At 65.7% G+C, this 14,361-nt stretch carries 12 protein-coding genes; 2 read left to right on the top strand and 10 right to left on the bottom strand.

Annotated elements, in window-relative coordinates:
- Positions 1–57 precede the first annotated feature (57 nt).
- The 5 genes from BLU29_RS06020 to BLU29_RS06040 all read right to left on the bottom strand — a co-directional run bounded on the left by BLU29_RS06020 (position 58) and on the right by BLU29_RS06040 (position 4,715).
- The gene (locus tag BLU29_RS06020) at positions 58–1,191 is read right to left on the bottom strand and encodes a 5-(carboxyamino)imidazole ribonucleotide synthase (RefSeq protein ID WP_172830222.1); all 1,134 of its coding nucleotides are present in this window, start codon (positions 1,189–1,191) and stop codon (positions 58–60) included.
- Positions 1,188–1,676 carry a 5-(carboxyamino)imidazole ribonucleotide mutase gene (gene purE / locus BLU29_RS06025; RefSeq protein ID WP_091055926.1) on the bottom strand — a complete coding sequence of 163 codons (489 nt, stop codon included), beginning with the start codon at positions 1,674–1,676 and terminating at the stop codon, positions 1,188–1,190. The genes BLU29_RS06020 and purE overlap by 4 nt, the downstream gene beginning before the upstream one ends.
- 108 nt (positions 1,677–1,784) lie before the next feature.
- A complete protein-coding gene (locus tag BLU29_RS06030) occupies positions 1,785–3,578 on the bottom strand; it encodes an RDD family protein (protein WP_157693667.1) in 1,794 nt (597 codons plus the stop codon).
- Positions 3,579–3,588: 10 nt separating this feature from the next.
- Complete coding sequence (locus BLU29_RS06035; protein WP_091055929.1) at positions 3,589–4,182, bottom strand: hypothetical protein; 594 nt, start codon at positions 4,180–4,182, stop codon at positions 3,589–3,591.
- An 8-nt stretch (positions 4,183–4,190) separates the two neighbouring features.
- Positions 4,191–4,715, bottom strand: a complete 525-nt coding sequence (locus BLU29_RS06040; RefSeq protein WP_091055931.1) for an RNA polymerase sigma factor — start codon at positions 4,713–4,715, stop codon at positions 4,191–4,193.
- Positions 4,716–5,014: 299 nt separating this feature from the next.
- Here BLU29_RS06040 and pruA point away from each other — a divergent pair, with 299 nt between their 5' ends.
- The gene (gene pruA, locus BLU29_RS06045) at positions 5,015–8,044 is read left to right on the top strand and encodes an L-glutamate gamma-semialdehyde dehydrogenase (protein WP_091055933.1); all 3,030 of its coding nucleotides are present in this window, start codon (positions 5,015–5,017) and stop codon (positions 8,042–8,044) included.
- Positions 8,045–8,062: 18 nt separating this feature from the next.
- Here the strand turns inward: pruA and BLU29_RS06050 are convergent, their stop codons facing one another.
- The gene (locus tag BLU29_RS06050) at positions 8,063–8,569 is read right to left on the bottom strand and encodes a lipocalin-like domain-containing protein (RefSeq protein WP_091055934.1); all 507 of its coding nucleotides are present in this window, start codon (positions 8,567–8,569) and stop codon (positions 8,063–8,065) included.
- A 99-nt stretch (positions 8,570–8,668) separates the two neighbouring features.
- Here BLU29_RS06050 and BLU29_RS06055 point away from each other — a divergent pair, with 99 nt between their 5' ends.
- Positions 8,669–9,256 (top strand): TetR/AcrR family transcriptional regulator, encoded by a 588-nt coding sequence (locus tag BLU29_RS06055; RefSeq protein ID WP_091055936.1) that lies wholly within the window; start codon positions 8,669–8,671, stop codon positions 9,254–9,256.
- Here BLU29_RS06055 and BLU29_RS06060 read toward each other — a convergent pair.
- The 4 genes from BLU29_RS06060 to BLU29_RS06075 form a co-directional block, all read right to left on the bottom strand.
- Complete coding sequence (locus tag BLU29_RS06060) at positions 9,253–11,025, bottom strand: cation acetate symporter (protein WP_091055938.1); 1,773 nt, start codon at positions 11,023–11,025, stop codon at positions 9,253–9,255. The two genes, BLU29_RS06055 and BLU29_RS06060, sit on opposite strands and share 4 nt — an antisense overlap.
- 4 nt (positions 11,026–11,029) lie before the next feature.
- Entirely contained in the window at positions 11,030–11,329 is a 300-nt protein-coding gene (locus BLU29_RS06065; RefSeq protein WP_091055939.1) for a DUF485 domain-containing protein, read from the bottom strand.
- 231 nt (positions 11,330–11,560) lie between these two features.
- Positions 11,561–12,367, bottom strand: a complete 807-nt coding sequence (locus BLU29_RS06070; protein WP_091055941.1) for a hypothetical protein — start codon at positions 12,365–12,367, stop codon at positions 11,561–11,563.
- A gap of 55 nt (positions 12,368–12,422) precedes the next feature.
- Positions 12,423–14,243, bottom strand: coding sequence for a phosphoenolpyruvate carboxykinase (GTP) (locus BLU29_RS06075; protein WP_091055942.1), 1,821 nt, complete (start codon positions 14,241–14,243; stop codon positions 12,423–12,425).
- Positions 14,244–14,361: the final 118 nt, after the last annotated feature.

Genomic DNA, 14,361 nt, shown 5'->3' on the forward strand with positions numbered 1-14,361 from the left:
AACCAATAGTATACTTAGCGCCTCGGCCGGAGCCCGCGGGAGGTTTTGGGGACCGGCTCAGCCGGCCAGCCGTGCCTTGTATTTCTCGGCGAACTCCAGCGCCATGTCGGCGTCGCGCGCCGTCACGGTGAAATGGCCCATCTTCCGCCCGGGGCGCGCCCCGGCCTTGCCGTAGAGGTGCAGCCGCACGTTGGGCTGCGCGAGCAGCGCGTCCCATTTCGGTTCGCCGTTTTTCCAGGCATCGCCGAGGATATTCACCATCACGACGGGCGACAGCAGGGTGACCGCGCCGAGCGGCAGCCCGCAGATGGCGCGCACCTGCTGCTCGAACTGCGAGGTCATGCACGCGTCGAGCGTCCAGTGCCCGCTGTTGTGGGTGCGCGGCGCGAGCTCGTTGACCAGCACCTCGCCGGTCTTCGTGACGAACAGCTCCACGCCCATCACGCCGACGAGGTTGATCTTCTCGGCGATGAGCCGCGCCAGCTTCTCGGCGGCGGCGATCACGGCCGGCGCCACGCGCGCCGGCACGATGGAGAAATCCAGGATGTGGTTCGTGTGGATGTTCTCCGCGATCGGAAACACGCGCACCGCGGCACCCGGCGAGCGTGCGACGACGGCCGAAACCTCGCAGGCAAAGTCGATGAACTGCTCGATCACCACCGGCTGGCCGGCGAACTTCTTCACCGCCGCCGGGATGTCGGCGTCCGTCATCACCTTGAACTGGCCCTTGCCGTCGTAACCGAAGTCCGCGGTCTTCACCACGCACGGCACGCCGACTTCGCGGATGCCGGCCGCGATGTCCGTGCCCTCGGCGAACTTCGCGTGCGGGAACCCGTTGTCCCGCAGCCAGCGCTTTTCGCGCGAGCGATTCTGCGTTGTCTCCAGCACGCTCCAGTGCGGCCGCAGCAACGTCACTGCCTCGATCGCCTTCAGCGGCGGCGCCGGCACGTTCTCAAATTCGTAGGTCACGACATCGCACTCCTTGGCAAAGGCCGTCAGCGCCGCGGTGTCCTCGTAGGGGGCGTTGACTTCCTGGTGTGCCACGGCACCCGCTGGACAGTTGGCCTGGGGCTCGTAGACATGCACGCGGTAACCGAGCCGCGTCGCGGCCTGCGCGAGCATGCGGCCGAGCTGGCCGCCGCCGAGCACGCCGATGGTTTTCCCGGGAAGAATCGCCTCGCCCGCGCTCACGGCAGCTTCGCCTTCAGGACCTTTTTCGTCTGCGTGGCGCGGAATTTCTCCCACGCCCGCTTCGTCTTCGCGTCGCTCTGGGCCAGCAGCGAGGCGGCGAAGAGCGCGGCATTGATCGCCCCGGCCTTGCCGATGGCAAAGGTGGCCACCGGCACGCCGCCGGGCATCTGCGCGATGGAAAGGAGCGAATCGAGGCCGTGCAGCGCCTTGGACTCAACCGGCACCCCGAGCACCGGCAGCGTGGTGAGCGAGGCCGTCATGCCCGGCAGGTGGGCGGCGCCGCCGGCGCCGGCGATGATGAGCTTCAGGCCGCGTTTTTCGGCCGTCTCGGCATAGCTCACCATCAGCTTCGGCGTGCGGTGGGCGCTGACGATGCGCTTCTCGAACGGCACGCCGAGGGCCGCGAGGGTCGCGGCGGCATGCGACATTGTCTCCCAGTCCGAGGAGCTGCCCATGATGATTCCGACGAGTGGTGATGAAGCCATAAGCTTTAAGCACCAAGCTGTGAGCTAGGAGTGCCCAAGTCCAGCAAAGGAAAAGGCGAGGGCGAAACCCTGTCCTGCTTACAGCTTACTGCTTATCGCCGATCGCTTTCACAGCAGCGACGTGCCCTTCGGCACCCGGACGATGGTCGTGCCGGCGATCTTGTCGTGCCAGGATTGCTTCTCGTCATCGAAGGCGACCCAGATGAACCCGAGGCCGGCCACGGCCAGCGAGAGGAATCCGCCGAGGCCGCGCACGATGGCCACGCCCCAATCGATCGGGCGGTCGTCAAGGCGCACGACCTTCAGGCCGCAGATGATGCCGCCGATCGTCGTGCCCTTGTTTGCCCACATGACGACGCCATAGAGCGCAAACCAGAACGGGAACACGCCGAAACCGTGCCACATGTGGCTCAGGAAGCCGCACAACATGCCGACCAAAACCGCATCAAGGGCACTGGCGGCAAGACGATGCCAAAAGCCCGCCCGCGGCAGGGTGGCCGCCGAGATGGGCGGCACGGCCAGCGGGGCGAAGGCGGCCGGTGTGGCCGGCGGCGCGGGGCTGACCGGCGGGGGCACATCGCCAATGGGTGCCGCCGCCCCACCACCCACGACCAGCGGCAGGCTCGTGTTGCCCGGCGGCGCCGGCGGCACCACCGGGGCAACGGGCGGCTGAACCGCCGCCTTGGGCGACGGCGTGGAGAGCGTGAGGAGCACACAGCCGAAACCGATAAACGAAACCAAGACCGAAAGCAGCAAGCCGACGAAGGGCACGAGATAGAAGAGAACAAAGAGCAGCGCTCCGATGATCGCCGCCACCGCCGGGTGCAGCCGGTCGCCGGAAATCTTCAGGCCCACCAAGGTGTAGATCGCCGCCTTGCCGTATAGGACGGCCATGATGCACGCCAACGGCAGCAAAAAGAGGGCGACCGGGATACCGATCAGGGTGATGCAGAGCAGTATGAACAGGACGGGCAAGGCCAGCATGCCGAGCAGGGCCGCCAGAATGGTCAGGCCGGGCTGGTGCACCAGCTTGTCGCCGCAGCGGCGGATGCCTTTCGGGAAGAGCAGCGCCAGAAGGGCGTAGAACGCCACCGAGAAGCCCGTGACGATCCAAAGCCAGCCCAAATGGGCGCCGATGGCGAGGGGGCGCCCCATCCGGAGCCCGTGCGTCCACCAGCTCGACACGGAGTCGAGTTTGAACTCGGAACCGAAAGGTATCACCGTCACCTGGCCCGTCACCATGGCGCCGGGGTCACGGTGGATCTCGCCGCCGACGCCGACCAGATCGCCTTCGATCCTGGCCTTCGGACCGAGGGTAACATCACCCATTACCGTCACAACGTTACCATGCACGATGCCATTGATGGTGTTGTTACCCATCACCGCCACCGCATCGCTGTTCACTTCCCCATCCACGGTCAGGCTGCCCATGACCGCCACCGCGTCGCCGGTGACGGTGACCCCGGCGGGCACATGGTTGTCATTCATCACGGCCACACTGTCGCCGGATGAATCGCGGGTGGATCGATGGTGGCGACGGGAAGCCTTTCCCTCTGACGGTGCGGCCTCCGGTGCCTGCTGGTCCATTTGTCCGGCATCATCCGACGCCTTTTCTGCGGACTTGGCATTATCCGGCCGGGCCTTCTCGGCCGTCGGGTCCGCACTTGTCTGGGCGGGAGGCGGCACAGCTTGGGCGGCCGGCGGCGGGGCAACCGGCACCATCTCCGGTGCGGGGATCGGCGCCGGTTCGATCTTGGCCGGAGCCGGGGCCGGCTGGGTGACCTCCGGTTTATGGTCGGCCGGCGGCGTGGACGGGGCCTGCGCACGCAGGATGGAGCCGAGGAAAAGGGAAAAAGTCAGCGACAGGACGCCAAGGGGTAATGGTCGGCGAGGGAATTTCATGAAAATCAAATCAGTCGTGATGGTAAAGAGTGCGGTAAGCAACGGCGCCCAGACCGAAGAAGGTCGCGTAAAGGGCGGCGACGATACCCAAGCCGCCGTAAAGCCAGAGAGAAGGGATGTTGCCGAAAGCCCTGCTGCCAAATTCCACGATCCAGCTTCCCGCACTGTAGAGGCTGACGAGGAAACCGAGACGGTGGCCCGCCCCAGCGGCAATCGCGCCGGTGTCGACGCCCTGGCTCATCAGGTAGGAAGCGGTGATGACGGCCCCGCTGATACCCGTGCCGACCGCGAGGAAAGCGGCCTTCACGGCGGCGGGCCAGTAGGCCCAGGACTTGTGATACCACGCGACGGCCGCCTGGTGCTCGATGGCGGCCAGCACACGCGACTCGAGCGAGCGGGGCGCGCGGCGCGGCGGCAGGGCGCGCAATTCGCGGTGGATGAATTGCTCGAGTTGCTCCGGCGCGGCGGTCTGCCGGGCGAGGCGGGCCTCCACCGCCGCCTGCAGGCGCTGCTCAAAGCCGGGAGGCGCCTTGCGGGGCGGGAGCGCGCGCAATTCGCGATGGATGAACTTCTCGAGATCCTCCGGTGTCATTTTTTTGTTCATGGGCACCTTCAGGTGGCGAATTTCTCGTGGCTGGAGCCGCTGCGCCCCAGGATTTTCGCCAGGGCCTCGCGGCCGCGGAGGATGTCGGTCTTCACTTTGCTGAGGGACACGCGGGTCTTCTTCGCGATGTCCTCGTAGGGCATGTCCTCGAAATGATACAGGACCAGCGGCACGCGCTGGTGTTCGGGGAGTTTTTCCAGGGCGCGCTCGACCCATTCGCGGCGCTCGGAGGAATCGACGCCGGCAAAAAACGTGTCGGGCGCGGCGAACTCGACCTCCTTCTCGCCCCCCTCGTCGTCCTTGTGGACGAGGTCGGAGAAGAAGCTCCAGCGCTTCTTGTAGCGCTGGATGTGGTTGATCGAGAGGTTGGTGGCCACCGTCTTGAGCCAGCCGCCGGCCGAGGGGCTGGCCCGGAGGTTTTCGAAATGTTCGTGCGCCTTGATGAAGACTTCCTGGGCAATGTCCTCCGCCTGCGTCTCATTGCCGATGAGCCGCACCGCGGTGGAATAGACCATGTCTTGGTAATTGCGCATGAACGTCGTGAAGTCGGGCGGAGCCGTTACGCCTTCGGTAGTGGTTGTGTGCACTGTAGGATCTTCATTCACGCTAAGAACACGGCGCCGCGCGGCAGAGTTGCAGAAACCTCCTGCCACGCAAATTACGTTACGCCAAGCCCATAAGCAGGCAGAACACCCGGGGTGGAGGGGAAGTCGTGCCCCTCGCTGACGGCCGCCCTAACGACCCCGATAAGCCCCGTTTTTGGTCCTTTTGGCCGACCGGGCCGCCCTTGCCTATTTATGACACCGGGCGAAACTGCGCCGCTACCTTTCCCATGTCCGTTTTCCTGACTCCCGATCCGAAAATTGAATCCGCCGTGCGCGCCAAGGGCGAACAGCTCTTCGCCCTCATGGACCAGCAGCCGCCCCCTGCGCTGTTTTCCAAGAAGGGTGCCTACGCCCGTCTGATGGAGTGGTCGATGAAGGACCCGGTCTTCAAGACCCAGCTCTTTCGCTTCGTCGACGTCCTCCCTTCCCTCAATTCGTCCGGCGAGATCGTCCGCCACCTGCAGGAATATCTCGGCGACAAAGCCGTCGAGCTCAACCCCGCCCTCAAGGCCGGCCTCGCCGCCTCGTCCTTCGCCCCCGCGCTTGTTGCCACCCCGGTCAAGGCCCAGATCGTGGACATGGCCGGCCAGTTCGTCGCCGGCCAGACCGGCGAGGACCTGCTCAAGCAGATCAAGAAGAACGCCAGGCTCGGCCTCGCCACCACCATCGACCTGCTCGGCGAGACCGTCCTTAACGACGCCGAGGCCGACGTGTTCCTCCAGCGCAACCTCGAGATCCTCGATTCCGTCTCGAAGTTCTACACGAAGGAGCCGGAGCCGTGCTTCAGCGATCTCGGCCCCAAGGGCCCCCTGCCCCGCCTCAATCTTTCGGTCAAGATCTCCGCGCTCACGCCCGACGTCCATCCGGCCGACCCGGAGAACTCCATCGCCGCACTCAAGGAGCGCTTCCGCCCGATCCTCCGCCGCGCGGCCGAAGTCGGTGCGCTGATCAACTTCGACATGGAGAGCTACAAGCTGAAGGACCTCACGCTCTCGCTCTTCAAATCCATCTTCGAAGAACCCGAGTTCGCCCAGAAACCCGCCATCGGCATCGCCATCCAGGCCTACCTGCGCGACTGCGAGGCCGACCTGCGCGACCTCGTCGCCTGGGCGCGGAAGAACAACCGTCCGCTCAGCGTCCGCCTCGTCAAGGGCGCCTACTGGGACTACGAGACCATCATCGCCCAGCAGCGTGACTGGCCCATCCCCGTCTGGCAGAAGAAACCCGAATCCGACGCCAACTACGAGAAGCTCTCGCTCTTCCTCCTCGAGAACATCGACATCGTCACGCCGAATTTCGCCTCGCACAACGTCCGCTCGGTCGCCCATGTCATCGCCCAGGCCGAGCGTCTCGGCCTCGACGCGCGCGCCTACGAGTTCCAGGCGCTCTATGGCATGGCCGACGAGTTGAAGGCCTCGCTCATCCAGATGGGCCACCGCGTCCGCGAGTATTGTCCCGTCGGGGAACTGCTCCCCGGCATGGCCTACCTCGTCCGCCGCCTGCTTGAGAACACCTCGAACGAAGGCTTCCTCCGCATCAAGAACATGGGCGAGGCCACCAAGGACCAGCTCCTCGGCAATCCGGTCAGCGCCATCGCCGCCGCGCCCGAGCCGCTGGCGCGCAAAATTCCTGCTGGAGGCGCGGCGACCTCGCCGCGCGTCGGCGGCGGGGTCGCCGCCGCTCCAGTTTTCAAGAACGCCGCCAACACCGACTACACGATCGCCGCCAACCGCGACCAGCAGCGCGCCGCGCTCATCGCCTACGCCGCGAAGCTCGGCAAAAAGTGGCCGCTCATCATCAACGGCAAAAAGATCTCCGATCGCGAATACATCCCTTCGGTCAATCCCGCCAAGCCTTCGCAGGTCATCGGCTCGTGGGCCCGCGCCACGGTCGCGGACGCCGAGGCCGCCGTCGCGGCCGCGCTGACCGCCTTTCCGAAATGGCGCGCCACGCCGGCCGACGACCGCGCCAAAATGCTCGAGCGCGCCGCCGACCTCATGGAGTCGCGCCGCCTGGAGCTGAACGCGCTCCTCATCCTCGAGGCGGGCAAGCCCTGGATCGAAGCCGACGGCGACGTCTCCGAGGCGATCGACTTCTGCCGCTTCTACGCCGTCGAGATGCGCAAGCTCGCGAAGCCGGTCGTCACGCAGGCCGTCCCGGGCGAGCGCTGCGTGCAGACCTGGACGCCCCGCGGCGTCGGCGTCGCCATCGCGCCGTGGAATTTCCCGCTGGCCATCCTCACCGGCCTCGTGGTCGCCCCGCTCGTCGCCGGCAACTGCGTCATCATGAAGCCCGCCGAGCAGACCTCGGTCATCGGCGCCGTGCTCATGGACCTCCTGGTCGAGGCCGGCGTGCCGGCCGGCGTGCTCCAGTTCCTCCCCGGCTTCGGCGAGGACGTCGGCGCGCACCTCGTCGGCCACAAGCAGGTCGACTTCATCGCCTTCACGGGTTCGCGCGCCGTCGGCACCAGGATTTGGGAAACCGCAGGCAAGACGCAGCCCGGCCAGCAAAACCTCAAGAAGGTCGTCTGCGAGATGGGCGGTAAGAACGCCCTGGTCATCGACAACGACGCGGACCTCGACGAGGCCATCCCGGCCGCGCTCTACAGCGCCTTCGGTTTCAGCGGCCAGAAGTGCTCCGCGCTCTCGCGGCTCATCGTTCTCGACGAGGTCTACGATCATTTCCTCGAGCGCTTCATTTCCGCCTGTGATTCGTTCCCCATCGGCGATCCGGCGCTGCCCGGCACGATGGTCGGCCCGGTGATCGACGCCGACGCCCAGCAGAAGATTCTCGGCCTCATCGATCAGGGCAAGAAGGAGGCGAAGCTCGCGTTCCAGGGCAAGGCGCCCGCTGAGGGCTACTTCGTCCCGCCGACCGTCTTTGTGAACGTGAAGCCCGAGCACCGCATCGCCCGCGAGGAGATCTTCGGGCCGGTCGTCGCCATCCTGAAGGCGAAGAACCTCGACGAGGCTTTCGCGCTCGTGAACGGCACCGACTACGCGCTGACGGGCGGCCTCTTCTCCCGCAGCCCGAAGGCGCTGGAGCGCGCGCAGAACGAGATGCTCGTGGGCAACCTCTACCTCAATCGCGGCTGCACCGGCGCCATCGTCGAGCGGCACCCGTTCGGCGGCTTCAAGATGTCCGGCGGCGGCACCAAGGCCGGCGGCAAGGGCTACCTCGAAAACTTCCTGTTTCCGCGGTCGGTCGCCGAGAACGTCATGCGCCGCGGCTTCACGCCGCCCGAGGAAGAAGCCTGATCGGCCCGCGCGTCCGGCTTATTTTTTCAACTTCCGCCAGACCACCTCGCTGGTGGCCCCGGCCCCGGTGGTCGGCCGCGGCACCGTGTAGGTCAGCACCTCGCCCTGCAGTCTGAACAGGCGCTCCTGCACCGTGCCCTCCCAGTTGGGGTAGGACGCGTGGTCGATCCGGAAAACGACCAGCCCCTCGTCGGGGCGGACTTCGTAACGCCCGAAGTGGGTGTTGAGCCCCTGCACCGCCGCGCGGTTTTCCTCGGCGGTGCCGTTGTTCTTGTCGTTGCCGGCAAAGCGCGGCCGACCAATCTTCATCATCTGGAGCGCGTAGTGGCCGTCGGCATCGAACACCAGCCGGCCGACCGGATCATCGCCGTAGAGTTTCACCCGTTTGCCATCCGGCAGGATGTTGTCGACCGCGACCAGCTGCCAGGTGCCGGTCAAGTCGGCGGCGGCTTGTGCGGACAGCCGGATGGCGCCCAGGAAGACGGTTAACAGGCAGAGGGCGCCGGACGGAAAAGAAGAAGTCATGGGCGACTGTTAGACAGTTCTGTCTAATTGCAGTCAAGCCCATTTTAGACAAACCTGTCTAATCTTGAACCCGGTGCCGGAGCCGGCTTGGCTGCCGGCATGCCCGCGACCACCGACTCCCCCGCCCCCAGCACGCCCAAACGCGACCACCTGCTCGCCACCGCCTTCCGGCTGTTCTACCGCGACGGTTACCACGCGGTCGGCATCGACACGATCCTCGCCGAGGCGAAGCTGGCGAAGATGACGCTCTACCACCATTTCGCCTCGAAGGAGGAGCTGATCGTCGCGGTGCTGGAGCGCCGCTCCGCGGAGGTGCGCGCCCGGCAGGCGGCCTTGCTGGAGGCCGCCGGCCCCTCGCCGCGCAAGCGGCTGCTCGCCTTGCTCGACCAGCAGGAGAAGCGCTTTGCCAGCGCGGATTTCAACGGCTGCCCCTTCATCCGCGCCGTCGCGGAATACCCGGCGCTCGACTCGCCCGTCCATCAGGCCGTGGTCCGTCACAAGCAGCGCGGCATCGACTTGCTGGCCGGACTGCTGGCCGAGCTCGAGGTGGTTCAACCGGAAACCGTCGCCCGGCAAATCTCGCTGCTCCTCGAGGGCGCCATCGTGACCGCCCACACCTTTGGCGATCGACAGGCGGCCGGGCAGGCTCGCGCGGCCGCCCTGGCCTTGGTCAAGGCGGCGGCCTAGTGCCCGGCGCCGGCCGCGTGTTCCTGGATGTATTCCTGCTTGAGTCCGAGTTGCTCCGGCGCGTGCAGCACCAGCATCTTCATGCGGATGTCGGCGGGCACCGAGGCCGCCGTCGCCTTCGAGATGACAAACATCAGGCCGAGGGAAAGCGGCATGGTCCAGATGGCAGGCTGCTCGACGAGGATGCGGAGCAGCGGGTGGCGCACCCAGAACGAGACGAGGTCGATCCTGCCGATATCCCCGAAGATGATCGTGCCAGTGCAAAGCAGCGCGCACAGGCCGCCGCCGAGCATGCCGGTGGCGGCGCCCTTCATCGTCATGCCGCGCCACCACACGCTCATGAAGAGCAGCGGGAAGTAGCTGGAGGCGGCGATGGCGAACGCCTGCCCGACCATGAAATTGATCTGCAGCTGCTCGACCTGGGTGCCGAGCAGGATCGAAATACCGCCGATGAACACCGCCGCGAACCTGAACATGCGCAGACGCTCTTCCGCCGTGGCGCCGGGCTTGAGGATGCGGCCGTAGATGTCGTGGGCGAACGCGCCGGTCATCGAGACCAGCAGGCCGCTGAACGTGCTCATGAACGCCGCGAATGCGCCCGCGCAAGTGATGCCGCTGAGCACACTGCCGAGCACGCCGAAGCGCCCGTTGAGGATCCGCGGCAGCTCGAGGACGATTTTGTCCGGTCCTTTGGCGCCGGTCGCGGCGTAGAGTTCCGGCATGAGGTTGCGGCCGATGACGCCGAACACCGGCGGGAAGACGTAGAAGATGCCGATGAGGATCATGACCCACATCGTCGTGCGCTTGGCCGCGCCGCCGTCGGGGTTGGTGTAGAAGCGCACCAGGATGTGCGGCAGGCCGGCCGTGCCGCAGACGAGCGCGATGATCAGCGAGTAGGTGTAGAGCAGCGAATACGGCTTCTGGTATTCCGCGAGGTAGGTCGCGCGCTGTTCCGCGGGCAGCGCGGCGGCCGCGGCGCCAACCGCCTTGGTCGTGAGCGGGCCGAAGGGTGCGACCCACTTGTCGTCCTTCGGCGCCTTTTCCCCAAGCGGCTTGCGGGCCACCCCGGCATCCTGGACCATGGCCACCGGCGCAGCGGCGGTGTGGTTGGCCCCGAGGTGGGCGCCGTAGAAACCGTAGACCGCCATCAGCACGAAGACCGGCAGGCTGATGGCGAACATCTTGATCCAATACTGGAAGGCCTGCACGAGCGTGATGCCCTTCATGCCGCCGAGCGCGACATTCAGCGTGATGACCGCACCGACCAGCAGGACGCCGCCCCAATAGGGCATGCCGGGAAAAATATAGGCGAGCGTAACGCCCGCACCCTTCATCTGCGGCAACGTGTAGACGAACCCGATGAACAGCACGAAGCAGACGGCGATCTTGCGGAAGAGCGGCGAGTCGTAGCGGCCCTCGGCAAAGTCCGGGATCGTGTAGGCACCGAAACGACGCAGCGGCCCGGCGATGAACAGGAGCAGGAACAGGTAGCCGCACGCATAGCACACCGGATACCACAGCACGTCGTAGCCGTTCGCCATCACCATGCCGACGATGCCCATGAACGACGCGGCCGAAAGATATTCGCCCGAGATGGCCGAGGCGTTCCAGCCGACGGACACCGAGCGGCCGGCCACGAAGAAATCGCTGGCGGTCTTGGAGGTCTTCGCCGAGCGGAAACCCATCCAGATGGTCGCCGCCACCGTCAGGAACGAGAACGCGAAGATCCACGGGTCGACACCGTCGAGGAAAGCGAACAGGAGGTTCATGGCGTCAGCGCCTGACAGATTTCACCTCGTCCGCCTCGAGCGCGATGGAGCGCCGGATGAAGAGCCAGGAAATGACCCACACGAACGGGAAGAACAGCACACCCAGAATGAACCAGCTCAGCGTGAACCCGAAGACGCGCACCGCCATCGCCTCGGGCGCAAAATAATTGGCAAGCGGCAGGCCGAGCAGGACGACCAGGAACGTGGCCGCACAGGCCACGGAAAGCTTCAATTGCCGGCGCATGAGGGAGCGGAGGAACTCCTCGCCATGCACGACATCCGGGGGCGACGGGGGCGTGGACATTGCGCAGGAACATGGCGGCGCGCCCCCGGCAGGCAATCCGGGATTTCTGCGGAACGTCAGAACCGGCCGGCCTGGTGTCCCGTCAGATAAGTTCGCTGCATAATCTCAAGAGACCAATTCCCGAATGTAGGAGCCTGCTTGCAGGCGATTCAGGCGTGGGGATTGGCTCCGCGGGTCAAAATCGCCTGCAAGCAGGCTCCTACAATATGAACCGAACTTGTCTGACACCCCCTAGAAGTCCGACAGCTGCAGCGGGCCGAGCTTCACCTGGAGACGCTCGTTGTAGGATTTCACCCGTTTCCAGTCCGCGCGGGTGCGCTCGAAGGTGCCATTTACCGGTATGAACAGCAGCGAGGCGCTGAAATCGCCGCTTATCGCGCTGACCACCGGGCCGAAACGGGGGTCGACCACCGTGAAACCCAAGCTTGCCTCCCCGGCCTTCACCTTGGCCACCAGCTTCACCCGGAAGGACTCGCGCACGCGCAAATCCACGCGCTCGACCTGTCGGGTCGCCCGGTCCACCGCGGCCAGCACCAGGAATTTGTCGACCGGGATGTCGTTGCGGGCGCTCAGCATCGGCACCTCGAACACCACCCGCCCTTCCTCCGTGCGCGCGACCCGCGGATGATCCGGGTCCAGCGTCACATTGCCGCCGGCGATCTTCAGCTGCGACGCCGGCGGCGGCCCGGAGTTCCGGGCGGCCTCGGCCACGCGCGCGCCACGCTTCTCACCGCGCCGGCGGTATTCCTTGAGCTGCTTTTCGGTCGGCGGCTGGCCGTCGATCTGCAGCGGCGTGTATTGCTCGGCGTAGGGTTTGGACGGGTCGAAGCGCACGACGGTCTCGCCGGGCACGAGGCCCTTGGGCACCTTCGCCCGGGTCGTCTCGGTGTAGGCCCAATGCTCGGTGTCCTGCGCGCTGTTCCGCAGGGCGTCCTGAAACAGCGCCGTCTCCTCCGCGGTCGCGGGGCGCGGAACATCATCCGCGCGCAAGGCGGTCAGCAAGCCGGGAAACAGCAGCGGGAAAAGCAAAAGGCGCATGGTCTTGAGACCATGCGCCGGGGATTTGTTTCGGCAATTTTATTGGTGCCGCAGATCACATGCGGCAGATGAGCAGCTCGCGCTCGAACATGAGCTCCTTGGGCAGGTGGGCGTGCAGGTCGAGGAAGAGCTCCTCGTGGCCGAGCACCTCGGCGCGCCAGGCGGCGCGGTCGAAGGTCTGCAGCTCCTCGAACTTCTCCTTCGGAAAATCCAAGCCCTCCCACTCCATGTCCTGGTAGCGCGGCATCCAGCCGATGGGCGTCTCCTTGGCGCGGCCGCCGGCGCGGACGCGGTCGACGATCCATTTCAGCACGCGCATGTTTTCCGAGAAACCCGGCCACATGAATTTCCCGTCCTTGTCCTTGCGGAACCAGTTCACGTGGAAGATGCGCGGCGTCTCGCTGAGATTGCGCTGCATGTTGATCCAGTGGCGGAAGTAGTCGCCCATGTTGTAGCCGCAGAACGGCAGCATGGCCATCGGGTCGCGGCGGACCTTGCCGATCGTGCCGGCGGCGGCCGCGGTCATCTCGGAGCCCATGGTGGCGCCGACGTAGACGCCGCTCGACCAGTTGAAGGCCTGATAAACGAGCGGCATGGTCGTGGCGCGGCGGCCGCCGAAGACGATGGCGTGGATCGGCACGCCCTCGGGGCTTTCCCAATCGGGATCGATCGTGGGGCATTGCTTCGCCGGCGCGGTGAAGCGGGAATTCGGGTGCGCGGCCTTGACGCCCTTTTCCTTCGCCAGCGCGGGCGTCCAGTCGTTCCCCTGCCAGTCGATGGCGTGCGCGGGCGGCGTGTCGGTCATGCCCTCCCACCAGACGCCGCCGTCGTCCGTCAGCGCAACGTTGGTGAAGATCGTGTTCTTCGCGAGCGACGCCATGGCGTTCGGGTTGGTGTTGTTGCCCGTGCCGGGCGCGACGCCGAAGAAGCCGGCCTCGGGGTTGATCGCGCGGAGGCGGCCGTTGGCGTCGGGCTTGATCCACGCGATGTCGTCGCCGACGGTCCACACCTTCCAGCCCTTTTGCGCAAAGGACTTCGGCGGGATCATCATCGCGAAGTTGGTCTTGCCGCAGGCGCTGGGGAACGCGGCCGCGACATAGGTCTTGCGGCCCTGCGGATCCTCGACGCCGAGGATGAGCATGTGCTCGGCCATCCAGCCCTCGTCGCGGGCCATGGCGGAGGCGATGCGCAGCGCGAAGCACTTCTTGCCGAGCAGGGCGTTGCCACCGTAGCCGGAGCCGTAGGACCAGATCTCGCGGGTTTCGGGAAAGTGGACGATGTATTTCTCCTTGTTGCACGGCCAAGGCACGTCCTTCTGGCCCTTCTTCAACGGAGCGCCGACGGAGTGCAGGCAAGGCACGACGCGCTTGTTGTCCTTGTCGATAAGTTCGAAGACCGGCTTCCCGATGCGGGCCATGATGCGCATGTTGACCACGGCGTAGGGCGAGTCGGTCAGCTGGACGCCGATCTGCGCCATCGGCGAATCGAGCGGGCCCATGCTGAACGGCAGCACATACATCGTGCGGCCGCGCATGCAGCCGTTGAAGAGCCCGCGCAGGGTCTTCTTCATCTCGTAGGGATTGACCCAGTTGTTGGTCGGGCCGGCGGCCTCCTTGGAATGCGAGCAGATGAAGGTGCGGTCCTCGACGCGCGCCACGTCGCCGGCGTCCGAACGCGCAAGGTAGGAGCCCGGCCATTTCTTCTGGTTGAGCTTGATGAAGGTGCCGCCCTTCACCATCTGCGCGCAGAGGGCGTCGTATTCCTTCTGCGAGCCGTCGATCCAGTGGATCGATTCGGGCTGGCAGAGCGCGGCCATCTTTTTCACCCACTGGATGAGATGCGGATTCTTGCTCAGGGGCTTGGAGGTAGACTTCATGCCCCGAAGTTACGCCGACGGCGAGAGTGAGTAAACGGGAAAGACCGGCCGCGCGGAGTGATTAAAGTTAAATTCCTTTAATCATTAGCGGCAGCGCATTGCGGCTCGCGTGTAAAAA

It is taken from the genome of Opitutus sp. GAS368, from assembly GCF_900104925.1.
Classification (GTDB): Bacteria; Verrucomicrobiota; Verrucomicrobiia; order Opitutales; family Opitutaceae; genus Lacunisphaera.

Coding starts and splice junctions, on each gene's coding strand:
- purE (WP_091055926.1), bottom strand. CDS start 1,676: ATGGCTTCATCACCACTCGTCGGAATCATCATGGGCAGCTCCTCGGAC.
- BLU29_RS06030 (WP_157693667.1), bottom strand. CDS start 3,578: ATGAAATTCCCTCGCCGACCATTACCCCTTGGCGTCCTGTCGCTGACT.
- BLU29_RS06035 (WP_091055929.1), bottom strand. CDS start 4,182: ATGAACAAAAAAATGACACCGGAGGATCTCGAGAAGTTCATCCATCGC.
- BLU29_RS06040 (WP_091055931.1), bottom strand. CDS start 4,715: ATGCGCAATTACCAAGACATGGTCTATTCCACCGCGGTGCGGCTCATC.
- pruA (WP_091055933.1), top strand. CDS start 5,015: ATGTCCGTTTTCCTGACTCCCGATCCGAAAATTGAATCCGCCGTGCGC.
- BLU29_RS06050 (WP_091055934.1), bottom strand. CDS start 8,569: ATGACTTCTTCTTTTCCGTCCGGCGCCCTCTGCCTGTTAACCGTCTTC.
- BLU29_RS06055 (WP_091055936.1), top strand. CDS start 8,669: ATGCCCGCGACCACCGACTCCCCCGCCCCCAGCACGCCCAAACGCGAC.
- BLU29_RS06060 (WP_091055938.1), bottom strand. CDS start 11,025: ATGAACCTCCTGTTCGCTTTCCTCGACGGTGTCGACCCGTGGATCTTC.
- BLU29_RS06065 (WP_091055939.1), bottom strand. CDS start 11,329: ATGTCCACGCCCCCGTCGCCCCCGGATGTCGTGCATGGCGAGGAGTTC.
- BLU29_RS06070 (WP_091055941.1), bottom strand. CDS start 12,367: ATGCGCCTTTTGCTTTTCCCGCTGCTGTTTCCCGGCTTGCTGACCGCC.
- BLU29_RS06075 (WP_091055942.1), bottom strand. CDS start 14,243: ATGAAGTCTACCTCCAAGCCCCTGAGCAAGAATCCGCATCTCATCCAG.